Raw genomic sequence first — 14632 nt, 5'->3', positions numbered from 1 at the left:
TATAACACCAACCGATAGCAACGAGATTCACACCCATTTATGGCCAGTACAATGTCCACCAAACCTTTGGTAGAACTTCAGAATGTTACTGTTAACGCTTCAGGCCGCCACATCCTTGATCAGGTTTCACTCGAGCTTGAACGAGGCCAGATCACCACTCTGATAGGTCCGAACGGGGCAGGCAAGTCCACGCTGGTGAAAGTCATTACCGGTTTGCGCAAACCCACATCTGGCCGAGTCATTCGCGCACCAGGGCTACGCATTGGCTATGTACCGCAAAAACTGCAGCTCAATGACACGCTGCCGCTTACCGTCGATCGTTTTATGGCACTTGGCGGGCGCTACAGTGCTCAGCAACGTCTGGATGCACTGGCGCTGGCGAGCAGCGCGCACCTGATACACAGTAATATGCACAGCCTGTCGGGAGGGGAAACGCAAAGAGTGCTGCTGTCTCGCGCCCTTTTGCAAAATCCAGACTTGCTGGTGCTTGATGAGCCCGTGCAAGGTGTAGATGTCAACGGTCAGCTCGAGCTCTACAGTTTGATTCAGTCACTCAGAGATAAGCTGAACTGCGCGATAATGATGGTTTCTCATGATCTTCATCTGGTTATGGCTAAAACCGACCATGTTATCTGCCTGCAACACCATGTCTGCTGTTCGGGTGAACCAGAGTCGATCACCTGTCACCCGTCGTATGTTGCGCTCTTTGGCACGCAGCAAAGTGAGCAACTTGCACTGTATCACCATCACCACAATCACGAACACGATCTGGGCGGTAGCCTGGTAGGTCCATGCCAGCACGGAAAAAACAATGCTTGAATTTATGCTACCCGCCTTTGCCGCCGGCATTGGCATCGCTATGCTAGCCGGGCCTTTGGGCTCCTTTGTTGTCTGGCGTAAAATGGCCTATTTCGGCGATACGCTGTCCCACGCCTCCTTACTGGGCATAGCACTGGGTTTCTTGTTTAATATCAACCTCAACCTTGCTTTGGTGATCTGCTGTCTGACCCTGGCGGTCATTCTGGTCAGTTTACAAAAGCAACGTTATATCGCCACTGACACCTTACTGGGCATTCTCGCCCACAGTGCGCTGTCGTTAGGCTTAGTGGCCATCAGTTTCATGGATCATGTCCGCATTGATTTGATGGCTTATCTTTTTGGTGACTTGCTGGCAGTGACCACCAATGATCTGATCTGGATATTCGGTGGCGGCGCGCTGGTCATGGCCGCATTGATTGCATTATGGCGTCCGCTGCTGTCGATGACAGTCAACGAAGATCTGGCTCAGGTTGAAGGGGTTAACGTCGATCTGATGCGGTTATTACTGATGCTGATGGTCGGCATGGTGATTGCGGTAGCGATGAAATTTGTCGGCGCACTGATTATCACCTCTTTGCTGATCATCCCGGCTGCCACAGCGCGCCGCTTTGCACAAAGCCCGGAGAGTATGGCAGTGATTGCCGCCATTCTGGGCTGCATTGCTGTGGTACTCGGTCTGTTACTGTCATGGCACTACGACACCCCGGCGGGCCCATCTGTGGTCGTCTCTGCTGCTTTGCTGTTTTTGCTCAGCCAGACAAAACGCTCAGAGGCCTGATTAGCGTAGGAAAGAGCGGTATCTGTCCTGACAGGCCTGCTTGATACTCAATGTGGCTTCAAGCCTGCTCGATTTCGGCATGAATTCGAGCAGGCACTGGTAGTATTGTTTGTCTTTGTCTGTCAGCAGAATATTATCCAGATACAATTCACGGCAGGCATTGGTTAACCAGGTAATTGCCGCCGCTTCCTCAGCAGCAGAAACATACTCCAGTATGCAGTCATTGTACTGTTCGCGCTGTTCAGCGAAGCCCGCTGCCCATACAGGAGCACAACTCAGCCAGCAGGCCATGTACCCAGCCCTGATCAGGTCATTCATTTCTCATATCTTCACGGCAGCATCTTGTAAACCGAATCTTCTCTATTAAAGATAGATGACGCTGATGAAGGATAAAGGCCCGCCCCGGAGCATTGCTGCGCTGAAAAGAAGAAATCCGGGTGGTTTGCACACACCCGGATTTATTTTCTGCGAAAGACTTTACCGCTAGCCTCTGGATTTAAGGCATTAGTCAGTACTTTTCAAAGGTTATCAATTAGATAAGATCACAAGGATGTTGCTCAGCACCGCGCGGGGGCTTGTAATGTTGCTTTTTCTGTTCGAGTTGCTGCAATAACACATTTTTATGTGATTCATTCAGCAAAGTCCAATGGCAACCTTCGATCGCTCCTGCAAACATCCACAGCAATTTCTGATCAACATTTTTCCCCTGAGTCTGTTTTACCTGCAGATACGCATCCACCGCTCCCATCTGATGAAAAACTTCTACGTCATCAATACCGGATTTCTTCATCATCCTTTCGAGGGTCAAACGCAAGTTCGGAAGATCCCGCAACCGCTTGTTACGGGATGCTCCTTTGATTGTTTTTTCCTGCAACGCTATCGCGATTGAGCTTTGAATCAGCTCATTACAAAGCGATAACCGGGATGAATACAGCGGTGAGATATCGTAGTAATTCACGACTGCCACCGTACTGCGCTTCACATGCTTGAACTTGTGGCAGCCCAATTCGAGCAGTTGCTGATCCAGCATCTCTCCGCCACGAATATAAAGCTTTTCATTCGACAGCAGAGCATACATGGCCCCCTGAACGAAGATACCTGTCCCGCCAAACATAGAACGCTGTTCATTCGGTACAAAGGTATCCAGGTAATTTATGAATGTTTCTTTTGTAATCGACATAACATAATTCCTAAATTTATTCTTCTTTGTCGATCTAAAACCAACGCCAACTATCATATGCAACGATGTCACACTGAAATTGCAAATTCCACATATGAAACAAAGTACAGATGAAAGTGAGATTCAGAGCAAATTATTAAGAAAAAATGAATGCAATTTCAGGCAATAAAAGTGTTCTATCAATAGAGATTAATGGCGAATTCGGTGTCATTTTCCACTGCGGCAGATCGTTTTACACTGTGATAGCGACTAAGGTTAAGAGAGTAACGGGAGAAAGGAATAAAGAAATATGCCTGATATTGCCCTGTTTCCTTCTGCCAACCATGTGTTACCTGAAGGCAAACTGGAAATTACCATTGCTGAACATCGTTACCAGCGAATGCTGAAAGAGTCGATTGAAGGACAACGGGATTTTGCATTATGCATGCGCAGTGAAGAAGAGGACAACGACGAAACCATTACCCGTATTCCCGCTATCGCAACCAAAGTCCGGGTGGTGGACTTTAACGCGTTAACAAATGGCTTGCTCAGCATAGTCGTTGAAGGTAAAACCAAAATACGGATTTTATCAGTAAGGCATGAGAGTGATCGCCTGCTGATTGCTGACTACCTGCCATTCAGAGCTTGGCCGCCAACACCTTTAACAGACAAACACCAGTGCTTAGTGGACAAGCTGAAACTCTTTTTCGCCACTATGCCGGAAATCGGCGCCTTATATCCAATCAGTGAGTTCGATGACTTAAGCTGGGTCTGTCAGCGCTGGATTGAATCACTACCGCTCGAAGTTCACTATAAACAGCTATTAATTGCTCAGGATTCCCCCGCCCTCACTGCGCGTTTTTTACTCAAGCTTCTCGATAATAACCAGTTATTTGATGACGATATCAACTAACCCTTACATTGTTCTCAAAAATCACCTGGTCTGGTGTACTCAACTCATCTGACCAAGATAAAATAAGCAAAATCTCATAGGTTAACGTTCCCTCATGCCGCATGTATCTTTTTTCTGGTTAAAACCTGAAAACGACAAAATTTTGACAGGCCTGCAATCAGAGTTTCACGCGTTAGTGAAGGACGCGATCAAAGAAAATCGTCTGAAGCTACCGCCTATTCCCGACGTCCTGACAGAACTGCAGACCTTGTGTAACAGAGACGACTCCACCGTTCGTGATGCAGCCACCATACTGCTGAATGACCCGGGTATGGCCGCAACTGTGATAAAAACCTCTAATACCATGATGTTTAATCGCCGTAATATTGTCTGTCACGATATTCAAACCGCTGTCAGCCGGCTCGGTATTTTCCGTGTCAGAGATATCATTACAGCAAAAACAGTCTTGGACATTAAACTGCACAGCAGCTTTGATATTGAATGCAAATCTCTGTTATCAAACAGCGCCACCCGCTCCAGGCAGTTGGCGGGCTCTATGGCATTAATTACCCAGAACCTGCTGCAATACCGTCCAGAGCTGAAAATTGAGCCGGAGAAAGCCCTGCTGGCCGGGTTATTTGCCGACATCGGTTTATTCAGCCTGATACATGAATACCAAAGCTACCTTGATAGCGGGAATTTTCTGGATATCAATTTTGCCAAGTATGTCTTTGAACATTGTTGTAATAAATCCAGCCTGGATATCCTCAAACACTGGGGCTTCGATGAGGATTATCTTGAAGTCGCCTGTAATAAGCGTTTTTTTCCTGATCACAAAAAAGAAGATGACATCACTTATCTGGATGTCGCCCGCATGGCTAACCATTTGTTACTGTTTAAAAACGATGATGACGCCATCGACGAACATGAGGTTGAACTGGATCTGGCCGGCGCAGAAGTTATGTTTACCCTGACCAATCTGCCCGATGACGAATTTAACAGCCAAATCAATCACGTGTTGCTCAGCAGTGGTTTTTAATCTGTCAGTAAGCCCATTCCAGCCTGATCTCCTCCACTTAAGCGCTGTAGACACAGCGCTCTATTGACCCTATCTTCAGCAGCCTGATAAGCTTCTGATTTCATTAACAGCCCATTGACAAAAAAGTTCATTGTCAGGACTGCACCACCAATGCAGTATCCGGGTGCTTCTTTTCGCCAGAACAGGCAACGTATTGTAAGGATACTCATGTTTTCAGGAATGCTTTTTATTTTCCTGCCACTTATCGTTGGCTACCTCATACCGGTCAGGAAAGACTCAGTACTTCAGTTTATTCACGCGCAGACATCACGCCTGGTGCTGGTGATTCTGTCGCTGATGGGGCTGAGCTTGGCCGGTCTGGACAATCTGGGCGAAAATCTCAGTCAGATCCTGTTATACACAATCACCTTCTTCCTCTGTATCAGTGCATCTAACCTGCTGGTACTGCCACTGCTTGATAAACGCTATCCACTGAAAACAGAGCATGGCCACCAGCAGCTTCCCAAAGCAAAAATGTTGCTGGAGTCAGCCAAACTGATATTGGTCGTCGCCGCCGGACTGATTGTTGGCCTGTTGCTGAACATGGATTTGAGCTGGGTTGACCGGGCCAGTGAGATTATTCTGTTACTGCTGCTGTTTTTAATCGGTATCCAGCTACGTAACAGTGGCATGACGCTGCGACAGATCCTGCTCAACAAGCAAGGCATGCTGATCGCTTTAGTGATTATTGCGACCTCTTTACCTGGCGGGTTGCTCGCCGCCTGGCTGTTGGGTATTCCGCTCAATCACGGGCTGGCGATGGCTTCCGGATTCGGCTGGTATTCGCTGGCAGGTATTTTGATGGGAGATGGTCTCGGACCTGTTTACGGTGGCGCATCATTTTTAAATGAGCTGCTGCGGGAGCTGGTTGCGTTAACCATGATACCTGCGGTGATTTCACGCTTTCCCAACACAGCCATCGGCTATGCCGGCGCCACAGCAATGGACTTCACTTTACCGATTATCCAGAACTGCGGCGGCATTCGCTGTGTGCCGATTGCGATCGTCAGCGGATTCATTCTCAGCCTGTTGGTGCCGGTGCTGATGCTGTTTTTTCTGTCGCTTTAAACCATAGTAACAATCCGCCGCCATCGGCGGTGGATTAGAAGTGACAACAAAAAGCCTGGCAACTGCCAGGCTTTGATTATGGTTAAAGGAAAACTGTCACCGCAAATTAAGCGTGATTGCGAATCCACTCATCCATTTCTGTACGCAAGTTATCAGACTTAGTACCGAAGATAGCCTGCACACCGCCAGAGACTACAACCACACCGGCTGCGCCCAGACGCTTCAGTTTGTCCTGATCAACGATTTCGGTATCAGCCACGCTGACACGCAGACGTGTAATACAGGCATCAAGGTTAGTGATGTTCGCTTTGCCGCCGAAGGCTTCAACCAGTTCACCGGCCAGCTCAGAGCCCGTTGCTGTTTCAACCTCTGCCGTTTCATCTTCACGGCCCGGTGTTTTCAGGTTCAGGGCGCGGATAACAAAAGTGAATACCACGTAGTACAGCACGGCATAACACAGACCCAGAATCACCAGTGTCCACACGTTCTCTGCACGAGGCATCTGAACGATGAAGTCGATGAAACCGTTTGAGAAGGTATGACCGTGTACAACACCCAGCGCATTGGTCAGTACATATGCCAGACCAGCCAGCAAAGCATGAATCCCGTACAGGACTGGCGCGATGAACAGGAATGAGAACTCAATCGGTTCCGTAATACCGGTCAGGAAAGAGGTCAGGGCAGCAGATGCCATGATACCCATCACCTTGGCGCGGTTTTCAGGTTTAGCACAGTGAGCAATCGCAAACGCTGCTGCAGGCAAACCGAACATCTTAAACAGGTAACCACCCGCAAGCTGACCAAAACCGTTGCCTGCGACACGGGAAGCATCATCCGCTGTCAGGAAACAAGTCATGATACCACGGGCTGCTTCACCGGCATTGGTCACACAAGAACCCGCTTCATAGAAGAATGGAACGTTCCAGATGTGATGCAGGCCAAATGGGATCAGAGAGCGCTCAACGACACCGTAGATACCGAACGCCAGTACAGGGTTCTGGTTGGCAGCCCAGTCAGAGAATGTGGCAATCGCTGAACCGATTGGCGGCCAGATGAACGACAGCACAACACCCAACGCAATAGACAGAAAACCTGTAATGATAGGTACTGCACGCTTACCGGCAAAAAAGCCCAGGTATTCCGGCAACTGGATCTTAAAGAAGCGGTTGAACGCCCAGGCTGCCACACCACCAGCCAGGATGCCGCCCAGTACACCGGTCTCAATTTTCGCGACACCCATGACATCACCCATCACCTTCAGGGTGGCAACCATAATGCCGTAACCGACGATGGCAGACAGACCGGCAACACCGTCGTTTTTCGTAAAGCCCAGCGCCACACCAACGGCAAACAGCAGTGCCATCTGACCGAATACTGAGCCACCGGCCTGTTCCATCAAATGAGATACCACTGCAGGTAACCAGCTGAAGTTAGCAGCCCCCACACCTAACAGAATACCCGCTACCGGCAGAACCGATACAGGCAGCATCAGCGCCTTACCGACCTTCTGCAGGTTAGCAAAAAAGTTCTTAAACATATTGTGCTCCTGAGTGAGATGTTTGTTTTGTTTCAGCGGTTTCCAGCGACCTACCCCCGTAGTCATAATGCTAGCACCGCTCATTTTTATTGTTCGGCATAAGTATAAAATGCGGCGCTAAATATAACGTGACATCAATCAATATTGCCAACCGAACATGAAAGTAAGTTTCAGTTTGACGCATAGATCACAATTAACAATTGACTCAAAAAACACAAACAAAACAAAAAATACTGATAAAATACATACAGTTAACATCAATATTCAGCGCGACACCTACATGTAATTATATTTCACTTTTGTATCCCATGTTTCTTCATGTAACGAACAAAGATTTCATGAAATAACTGATAAAAGTTGAGAAAAGCATGAATAAACAGAAGGGAATTAAAATAAATGGATAAAACATATTGGATTAATAGAAAAAAAGGAGCCTGAGCTCCTTTTTTTCCTGTTTTAGCGTTTTGCCTGCGAAAAAAGTCGGAAAAAGTTTTCACTCGACAATCTGGCAACCTCAGCGGCAGAAACCCCTTTCAGCAGGCCTATATACTCTGCAACTTCTTTGACATAAGCAGGCTGATTTTCTTTACCGCGATAAGGGACAGGCGCTAAGTAGGGTGAATCGGTTTCCACCAATAGCCGCTCCAGAGGCAAACGGCTCACCACATCTTTCAGCTCAGCGGCTTTATTAAAGGTCACAATCCCGGAGATCGAAATATAGAAGCCCAGCTCAATCGCCGCTTCTGCCATTTCCAGACTTTCAGTAAAGCAATGGAGTACACCGCCACAGCGCTCAGCGCCTTCTTCACGCAAAATACGAATGGTATCTTCACGCGCCATGCGGGTGTGAATGATCAACGGCTTGTTCAGCTCAATCGCCAAACGGATATGCTGACGGAAAATATCCTGTTGCTGTTCGGCCAGTTCAGGTTGGTAGTGGTAATCCAACCCGGTTTCACCGATAGCGACGACTTTATCATCACTGGCATATTGCCTCAGTTGGTCGTAATCAAAGCCAGCTTCAATATCCAGCGGATGCACCCCACAAGATGCAAACACATGATCGAAAGGGGCGATCATTTCCATCATGGCAGGGAAACTGTTCAGGGTGACACCGACAGACAGAAAATACTCTACCCCCCGAGCCTGTGCTTTTGCCAGTACGTCTGCAACATCAGTATGCAGTTCGTTGTAATTCAATTTATCGAGGTGGCAATGGGAATCTACTAGCACCTGAATATCCTCTCGCGTTTCGGTGTATTTATGTTGCACTGATAAAGCCAGACAACCAGTCAGAGATCAACAACTCATCATTCAGACCGGGATGGCTTTCCAGTTCCCGAATCAGGGCATTGAGCCCTTTTATCTGCGCCAGCAATGTGGCGGTGGTCAGCTGCCCCGCGACCTGCCTGACCAAAGGAGCTGATTCACAATGAATCAAGTGCTGCTCAGCGCCTTGCTGTACTTTCAGGCAGTCAACCAGAAAATAGCTCAGCCATTTCAGGCTTGAGTGACCATCTTTCATGCAGCTGTCAGCCACACTGAACAGGCCACTATGGGGTGGAGACAAAAATTGATGAAAGCCGGCCAGCAAATGCTGATGGCGGATATCCTGTCCCTGTTCAATAAATGCTAAGGCCGCCAGGGGCGCATTGCCGTTCAGCCTTACCGCCTCCAGTTTGACTGACTGCATCAGTTTATTTTCAACCCAGCGCTTAACATCCTGCTCAGGCGGCAGAGGCAGGCGCCACTTGTTACAGCGGCTGTTAATCGTTGGCAGTAAGCGATCCAGCTCAGTGGCAGTTAAAATGAACTGGCAGTTTGCCGGCGGCTCTTCCAGTGTTTTCAGCAAGGCATTCGCCGCTGCCTCGCCCATATGCTCTGACTGCTCAATCAGTACCACACGCTTACCGCCGAGCTGGGAGGTTTCCCACGCCCAGTGATGACACTGACGAACCATATCAACGCCGATGGCTTTGCCATCCTGCGGACTGATACTGTGGCAATCTGGGTGGGTACCGGCTTCAAAGAGCTGGCAGCTGTGGCAGATCCCACAGGGTTCTTCGACACCGTTCTGACAGAGCACGGCTTTTGCCAGCTGGCGAATCAGCACGTCCCCGGCGCACCCGGCGGGTGAAATCAACAGCATGGCGTGATGCAGACGATCCTGGCTCAAAAGCTGCTGCCATTGCTGCCAGACCGTTGTCAGCCAGGGGTAACTCATGCTGACTCCTGCTGAGCCAGCCAGGCATTCAACTGCTGGCGGATATCCGACGTCACAGCTTCCAGCGATTGGGACGCATCAATAATCACCACTTTGGGATTATGACGTGACAGCGCTAAAAACCGCTCCCGGGTTCGTTCGAAGAAAGACAAGTCCATTTTTTCGATGCGGTCCAAAGCCCCGCGTCCCCGAGCCCGCGACAGACCCAGCTCAGGGTCAATGTCCATGTAAATCGTCAGATCCGGTTCGAAATCGCCAAGCACCATGGTTTTAATCCCAGACATCAGCTCAGGGTCAAATCCCCTGCCGCCGCCCTGGTAAGCCTGCGATGACATATCATGACGATCACCCACGACCCAGTGACCAGCGTGCAGAGCAGGCTTAATGACATTTTCAACCAGCTGGCTGCGCGCTGCATACAGTAACAAGAGCTCAGCCATATCTGTTAATGGCTCTTCCGGGTGCCCTTCTTTCACCAGCGCCCGCATTTGTTCTGCCAGGGGAGTCCCGCCTGGTTCACGGGTAGACTGAATGCCGGTGATCCCCCGTGCCGCGAGCGTGTCCAGCACAGTTGCAATCGCGGTACTTTTACCCGCCCCTTCCAGGCCTTCGATGACGATAAATTTTCCGTTCATTTATTGTTTTAATATCTTTAGATAATGGCGAACAGCACGATTATGCTCGCTTAATGTTGTTGAGAAAGTATGGCCACCTTTTCCGTCGGCCACAAAATAGTAGTAGCCTGTCCGGGCAGGTTTCACCGCGGCAATCACAGAGGCCGCACTCGGCATGGCAATGGGTGTGGGTGGTAAGCCGTCTATGGTATAGGTGTTATAGGGCGTCGGGGTTCGCAAATCTTTTCTGCGAATATTGCCGTCAAATTTCTCCCCTAAGCCATAAATCACCGTCGGATCCGTCTGAAGACGCATCCCTTTGTGCAGACGGTTCATAAAGACAGATGACACCTTAGCCCGCTCTTCATCAACCGCCGTTTCTTTCTCGATAATGGAAGCCATAATCAAGACTTCATACGGATTATTGAGCGGGATCGAATCGTCTCTGTCTTTCCAGGCATTATCAAGCAGTTCTGTCATATGCTTATAAGCGCGTTTAAGCAAAGCCAGATCAGAGGTACCCGCTGTATAGTGATAGGTTTCAGGTAATAAATACCCTTCCAGCTTATCAACATCGGCGCCGATCGCTTTGGCGATATCCAACTCTGTCATCTGGGAAGTGTCGTTCTTCAGCATCGGGGCATTTTCCAGCTCAGCCAGCCAATCGGAAAAACGGCCACCCTCCAGCAAGGTGATCGCAAACTGGTGTTCTTTGCCCGAGGCCACTGTCCTCAGGACATCGCGCAGGGTATGTGCCTGCTCAATGGAATACGTGCCCGCTTTAATTTGCGCCAGTTGCGGTTCGATCCGCCCGATCCAGCGCGTCCAGGGAGAATCGGCGATCAACCCCATCTGAGTCAGCTGGTAAAGCAAGCCTCGGAAGGTGGAGCCCTGTCTGACCGTGAGATATGGCTCAGTATTTTTTAACAACGGCTGGTCAATACTTGCTCTTACCTGCACATACGTCCAACCTGCACCGCCTGCCAGGATGGCCCCCAACAGTACAAACACCAATGCCAGTTTCTTTAGCACGTGTACAACCTCTTCGTTATCGCTTTGAACGCACTGTGTTCAGTGTACGTTTTCATTTGGATTTTCGTGACCGGCACCAGGGCCATCAACGCATTAGTAATAAAGACTTCATCAGCGCAAAGCAAGGTGTCGAGCGGGCTTTTGACAAACTCAAGACAATAGCCCAAAGCGCTTGCCTGCTGACAAACATGCGCCCGCATTAAGCCATGCACCCCAGCCAGATCCAAAGCCGGCGTGTACAACCTATTGCCACAACGCCAGAAAATATTGGAGGCACTGGTTTCTGCCACATGGCCATTCGCATCCAGCACTACAGCATCAAGCCAGCCATTGCGTTCGATTTCCTGCTTCAGCAACACCTGCTCCAAACGGTTCAGGTGCTTTAAGCCGGCTAACATGGGAGAAAGCCCGAGCCGCTGCTGACAGACGCCTAACTCGATACCTTCCTGTTGCCATTTCTCGTAAAAGGATGGCCAGGCAAAGTCGGAAATAATGATCTGAGTCTGATGACAGCCTGCAGGACTGTAGCCTCTGCCTCCGGCACCCCGGCTGATGAGTATTTTTACAACGCCTTTATCAGGGTATCCCTTGGCAAGAGACATCACCTTATCTGTTAGGGGCGACCAGTCTGGAGCATCAATGTCCAGTCTTTTCAAGGTCGTTTGCAGGCGTTCAAGGTGCAGATGCCAAAGCCTGGGTTCACAGTGTTCAACCAGCACAGTCGTAAAACAACCGTCGCCGTACTGCAAAGCACGGTCAGCCACCTCAACCCTGTCTTGTTCCACATAGCCCTTAACAACACCGTTGATCCACACCATTGCGACCCCCATAAAAAAACGGCCCGGTTAGATGACCGGGCCGTCTAGCATAACAGAATCGACTTAGATTTTCTTGAACAGCAAAGAGCCATTCGTGCCGCCGAATCCGAAGGAGTTGCACAATGCGTACTCCATCGAAACCTGACGGGCTTCACCCGGTACATAGTCCAGGTCGCAACCTTCGTCTGGATTCTCCAGGTTGATGGTTGGCGGTACCGCCTGATCAACCAGAGACATAACAGTAATAATGGATTCCACAGAACCTGCTGCGCCCAGCAAGTGACCTGTCATTGACTTAGTGGAAGACACAAGCACCTTGTTTGCCGCTGCACCCAAGGCACGTTTAATGCCCAGCGTTTCAGCAACGTCACCAGCCGGTGTAGAGGTACCGTGTGCATTCACATAGCCAATCTGATCTTGCGAAATCGCGGCATCACGGATAGCCGCTTCCATGGCCAGGGCACCGCCAGAACCATCAGCACTTGGCGAGGTCATGTGATAAGCATCACCACTCATACCAAAGCCAACCAGCTCAGCATAAATCTTGGCACCGCGCGCTTTCGCGTGCTCATACTCTTCCAACACCATCATGCCGGCACCGTCACCCAGAACGAAACCGTCACGATCTTTGTCCCAAGGACGAGACGCGCCCTGAGGATCATCGTTACGGGTAGACAAAGCTTTCGCCGCAGCAAAGCCTCCCATACCCAGCGGTGTTGATGCTTTTTCTGCACCACCCGCCAGCATCATGTCCGCATCACCGTATACAATCATACGGGCGGCGTGACCAATGTTGTGCAGGCCAGTCGTACAGGCAGTAGAAATTGCAATGTTTGGACCGCGCAGGCCGTACATGATAGACAAGTGACCGGCAATCATGTTGACAATAGTGGATGGTACAAAGAATGGGCTGATTTTACGCGGACCCTTTTCAAGCATAGCCTGGTGGTTGACTTCAATCAGACCAATACCACCAATACCTGAACCGATAGCAACACCAAAGCGATTGGCGTTGTCTTCGCTGACTTCAATACCAGAGTCTTTCAGCGCCTGAATACCAGCAGCCACGCCATACTGGATGAACAGATCCATTTTGCGGGCATCTTTCTTTGACATGTAATCTTCGCAATTGAAGTCTTTGACCATGCCAGCAAAACGGGTTGCAAAATCACTCGTATCGAAGTGCTCAATATTGCTGATACCACTCTGGCCTGCCAACAAGGCTTTCCATGAAGATTCGACAGTATTGCCAACCGGCGACAGCATACCCATGCCAGTTACAACTACGCGACGCTTAGACACGATTTATTCTCCGGGAACTGAAGTATTAAATAAGGATTTACAAATGAAAATCAGGCGGTCATGGAGACCGCCTGGAAGTGTTCTTGAGATTACTCAGCAGAAGCGCTTACAACGTAGTCGATAGCTGCCTGAACTGTAGTAATTTTCTCAGCTTCTTCATCTGGAATTTCTGTGTCGAATTCTTCTTCCAGAGCCATTACCAGCTCAACAGTATCCAGAGAGTCAGCACCCAGATCGTCAACAAAAGAAGCTTCGTTCTTTACTTCAGACTCATCTACGCCCAGCTGCTCAACGATGATTTTTTTTACGCGTTCTTCGATGTTGCTCATACTAATCTATTTCCTTAACAAGAGTTCGCTATTGCGATTTGCTGTAGTTTATTCATTACTGTAAAAGTTGCAACACTCAGGGTGCTGGTCAAACCACGATTCTGCGTCAAATCTACGTGAGTTTGACCTGCATCCAAAAAGATTTCAACTTTTTTGCTTAAATCATGTACATGCCGCCGTTAACGTGCAGGGTTTCGCCTGTAACGTAACCAGCATCGTCAGAAGCCAGAAATGCAACAGCTGCTGCAATTTCACGCGGCTCGCCTAAACGTCCCGCAGGCACGGCAGACAAAGTAGAAGCACGTTGCTCATCATTCAGGGCTTTGGTCATATCCGTTTCAATGAAACCAGGTGCCACAGCGTTCACTGTGATACCCCGTGAAGCCACTTCGCGTGCCATGGATTTCGTGAAACCGATCACACCGGCTTTTGCCGCTGAATAGTTCGCCTGACCCGCATTACCCATAGTACCGACCACAGAACCAATGCTGATAATACGTCCATAACGCTTTTTCATCATTGAACGTAGCACAGCTTTAGACAGACGGAAAATCGAGGTCAGGTTGGTGTTGATGATATCCTGCCATTCGTCATCTTTCATTCGCATCAGCAGGTTATCGCGCGTAATACCGGCGTTGTTCACCAGAATATCAACATCACCAAACTCTTCTTTGATCTGCTTCAGTACTGCGTCGATAGACTCTTGCGAGGTGACATTCAGTGCCAGGCCTTTGCCTTTATCACCCAGGTAGGCGCTAATCGCTTCCGCACCACTTTCAGAAGTGGCCGTGCCGACAACGGTAGCACCACGTTCAACCAGGATTTCTGCGATCGCACGGCCGATACCACGGCTTGCGCCGGTGACCAGAGCAACTTTACCTTCCAGGCTCATGTTTTTTCCTCTTTATATAGCCTGTCATTGTTTACAGGCTGATTATTCGGTTTGCCGCGTACTGTCCAGCAGCTAGCGCGACAACGTCAG

16 protein-coding genes are annotated in these 14632 nt (G+C 49.4%); 5 read left to right on the top strand and 11 right to left on the bottom strand.

The genetic code is table 11. The features are described from left to right. Positions 1 to 51: 51 nt before the first annotated feature. Both znuC and znuB read left to right on the top strand, forming a co-directional pair. Positions 52 to 819 carry a zinc ABC transporter ATP-binding protein ZnuC gene (gene znuC, locus P0Y67_RS00530; RefSeq protein ID WP_337113928.1) on the top strand — a complete coding sequence of 256 codons (768 nt, stop codon included), beginning with the start codon at positions 52 to 54 and terminating at the stop codon, positions 817 to 819. Beyond that, positions 812 to 1597: a zinc ABC transporter permease subunit ZnuB gene (znuB, locus tag P0Y67_RS00525; RefSeq protein ID WP_337113929.1), complete on the top strand. Its 786-nt coding sequence runs from the start codon at positions 812 to 814 to the stop codon at positions 1595 to 1597. The genes znuC and znuB overlap by 8 nt, the downstream gene beginning before the upstream one ends. Here the strand turns inward: znuB and P0Y67_RS00520 are convergent, their stop codons facing one another. Both P0Y67_RS00520 and P0Y67_RS00515 read right to left on the bottom strand, forming a co-directional pair. Continuing rightward, positions 1598 to 1915: a VF_A0006 family four-cysteine protein gene (locus P0Y67_RS00520; protein ID WP_342390280.1), complete on the bottom strand. Its 318-nt coding sequence runs from the start codon at positions 1913 to 1915 to the stop codon at positions 1598 to 1600. A gap of 214 nt (positions 1916 to 2129) precedes the next feature. Beyond that, positions 2130 to 2777, bottom strand: coding sequence for a TfoX/Sxy family DNA transformation protein (locus tag P0Y67_RS00515; protein ID WP_342390279.1), 648 nt, complete (start codon positions 2775 to 2777; stop codon positions 2130 to 2132). A gap of 289 nt (positions 2778 to 3066) precedes the next feature. Here P0Y67_RS00515 and P0Y67_RS00510 point away from each other — a divergent pair, with 289 nt between their 5' ends. The 3 genes from P0Y67_RS00510 (at position 3067) to P0Y67_RS00500 (ending at position 5794) form a co-directional block, all read left to right on the top strand. Further along, on the top strand, positions 3067 to 3669 hold the full coding sequence (locus P0Y67_RS00510; RefSeq protein WP_342390278.1) for an LON peptidase substrate-binding domain-containing protein: 603 nt from the start codon (positions 3067 to 3069) through the stop codon (positions 3667 to 3669). 142 nt (positions 3670 to 3811) lie between these two features. Continuing rightward, on the top strand, positions 3812 to 4687 hold the full coding sequence (locus tag P0Y67_RS00505; protein WP_342390277.1) for an HDOD domain-containing protein: 876 nt from the start codon (positions 3812 to 3814) through the stop codon (positions 4685 to 4687). Between the two features lie 207 nt (positions 4688 to 4894). Continuing rightward, a complete protein-coding gene (locus P0Y67_RS00500) occupies positions 4895 to 5794 on the top strand; it encodes a lysine exporter LysO family protein (RefSeq protein ID WP_342390276.1) in 900 nt (299 codons plus the stop codon). A gap of 106 nt (positions 5795 to 5900) precedes the next feature. On the opposite strand, the gene ptsG is transcribed toward P0Y67_RS00500, so the two are convergent. The 9 genes from ptsG to fabG form a co-directional block, all read right to left on the bottom strand. Next, a complete protein-coding gene (gene ptsG / locus P0Y67_RS00495; protein WP_342390275.1) occupies positions 5901 to 7331 on the bottom strand; it encodes a PTS glucose transporter subunit IIBC in 1431 nt (476 codons plus the stop codon). A gap of 456 nt (positions 7332 to 7787) precedes the next feature. Further along, the gene (locus P0Y67_RS00490) at positions 7788 to 8564 is read right to left on the bottom strand and encodes a TatD family hydrolase (protein ID WP_342390274.1); all 777 of its coding nucleotides are present in this window, start codon (positions 8562 to 8564) and stop codon (positions 7788 to 7790) included. 28 nt (positions 8565 to 8592) lie between these two features. After that, positions 8593 to 9555 carry a DNA polymerase III subunit delta' gene (gene holB, locus P0Y67_RS00485; RefSeq protein ID WP_342390273.1) on the bottom strand — a complete coding sequence of 321 codons (963 nt, stop codon included), beginning with the start codon at positions 9553 to 9555 and terminating at the stop codon, positions 8593 to 8595. After that, positions 9552 to 10190: a dTMP kinase gene (gene tmk, locus P0Y67_RS00480; RefSeq protein WP_342390272.1), complete on the bottom strand. Its 639-nt coding sequence runs from the start codon at positions 10188 to 10190 to the stop codon at positions 9552 to 9554. Before tmk ends, holB begins: the two co-directional genes overlap by 4 nt. After that, a complete protein-coding gene (gene mltG / locus P0Y67_RS00475) occupies positions 10191 to 11201 on the bottom strand; it encodes an endolytic transglycosylase MltG (protein ID WP_342390271.1) in 1011 nt (336 codons plus the stop codon). Continuing rightward, positions 11195 to 12019: an aminodeoxychorismate lyase gene (gene pabC / locus P0Y67_RS00470; protein WP_342390270.1), complete on the bottom strand. Its 825-nt coding sequence runs from the start codon at positions 12017 to 12019 to the stop codon at positions 11195 to 11197. The genes mltG and pabC overlap by 7 nt, the downstream gene beginning before the upstream one ends. 63 nt (positions 12020 to 12082) lie before the next feature. Then, positions 12083 to 13321: a beta-ketoacyl-ACP synthase II gene (gene fabF, locus P0Y67_RS00465; RefSeq protein WP_342390269.1), complete on the bottom strand. Its 1239-nt coding sequence runs from the start codon at positions 13319 to 13321 to the stop codon at positions 12083 to 12085. An 89-nt stretch (positions 13322 to 13410) separates the two neighbouring features. Further along, the gene (acpP, locus tag P0Y67_RS00460; protein ID WP_027253507.1) at positions 13411 to 13650 is read right to left on the bottom strand and encodes an acyl carrier protein; all 240 of its coding nucleotides are present in this window, start codon (positions 13648 to 13650) and stop codon (positions 13411 to 13413) included. 157 nt (positions 13651 to 13807) lie between these two features. Then, on the bottom strand, positions 13808 to 14542 hold the full coding sequence (gene fabG, locus P0Y67_RS00455; protein ID WP_027253508.1) for a 3-oxoacyl-ACP reductase FabG: 735 nt from the start codon (positions 14540 to 14542) through the stop codon (positions 13808 to 13810). Positions 14543 to 14632: the final 90 nt, after the last annotated feature.

The organism is Photobacterium sp. SP02, assembly GCF_038519165.1.
GTDB lineage: Bacteria > Pseudomonadota > Gammaproteobacteria > Enterobacterales > Vibrionaceae > Photobacterium > Photobacterium halotolerans.
This window is presented reverse-complemented; position numbering and strand designations above follow the sequence as displayed.

Bases quoted from the DNA above. Each gene is read 5' to 3' on its own strand.
- znuC (WP_337113928.1), top strand. From the start codon at position 52: ATGTCCACCAAACCTTTGGTAGAACTTCAGAATGTTACTGTTAACGCT.
- znuB (WP_337113929.1), top strand. From the start codon at position 812: ATGCTTGAATTTATGCTACCCGCCTTTGCCGCCGGCATTGGCATCGCT.
- P0Y67_RS00520 (WP_342390280.1), bottom strand. From the start codon at position 1,915: ATGAATGACCTGATCAGGGCTGGGTACATGGCCTGCTGGCTGAGTTGT.
- P0Y67_RS00515 (WP_342390279.1), bottom strand. From the start codon at position 2,777: ATGTCGATTACAAAAGAAACATTCATAAATTACCTGGATACCTTTGTA.
- P0Y67_RS00510 (WP_342390278.1), top strand. From the start codon at position 3,067: ATGCCTGATATTGCCCTGTTTCCTTCTGCCAACCATGTGTTACCTGAA.
- P0Y67_RS00500 (WP_342390276.1), top strand. From the start codon at position 4,895: ATGTTTTCAGGAATGCTTTTTATTTTCCTGCCACTTATCGTTGGCTAC.
- ptsG (WP_342390275.1), bottom strand. From the start codon at position 7,331: ATGTTTAAGAACTTTTTTGCTAACCTGCAGAAGGTCGGTAAGGCGCTG.
- holB (WP_342390273.1), bottom strand. From the start codon at position 9,555: ATGAGTTACCCCTGGCTGACAACGGTCTGGCAGCAATGGCAGCAGCTT.
- tmk (WP_342390272.1), bottom strand. From the start codon at position 10,190: ATGAACGGAAAATTTATCGTCATCGAAGGCCTGGAAGGGGCGGGTAAA.
- pabC (WP_342390270.1), bottom strand. From the start codon at position 12,019: ATGGTGTGGATCAACGGTGTTGTTAAGGGCTATGTGGAACAAGACAGG.
- acpP (WP_027253507.1), bottom strand. From the start codon at position 13,650: ATGAGCAACATCGAAGAACGCGTAAAAAAAATCATCGTTGAGCAGCTG.
- fabG (WP_027253508.1), bottom strand. From the start codon at position 14,542: ATGAGCCTGGAAGGTAAAGTTGCTCTGGTCACCGGCGCAAGCCGTGGT.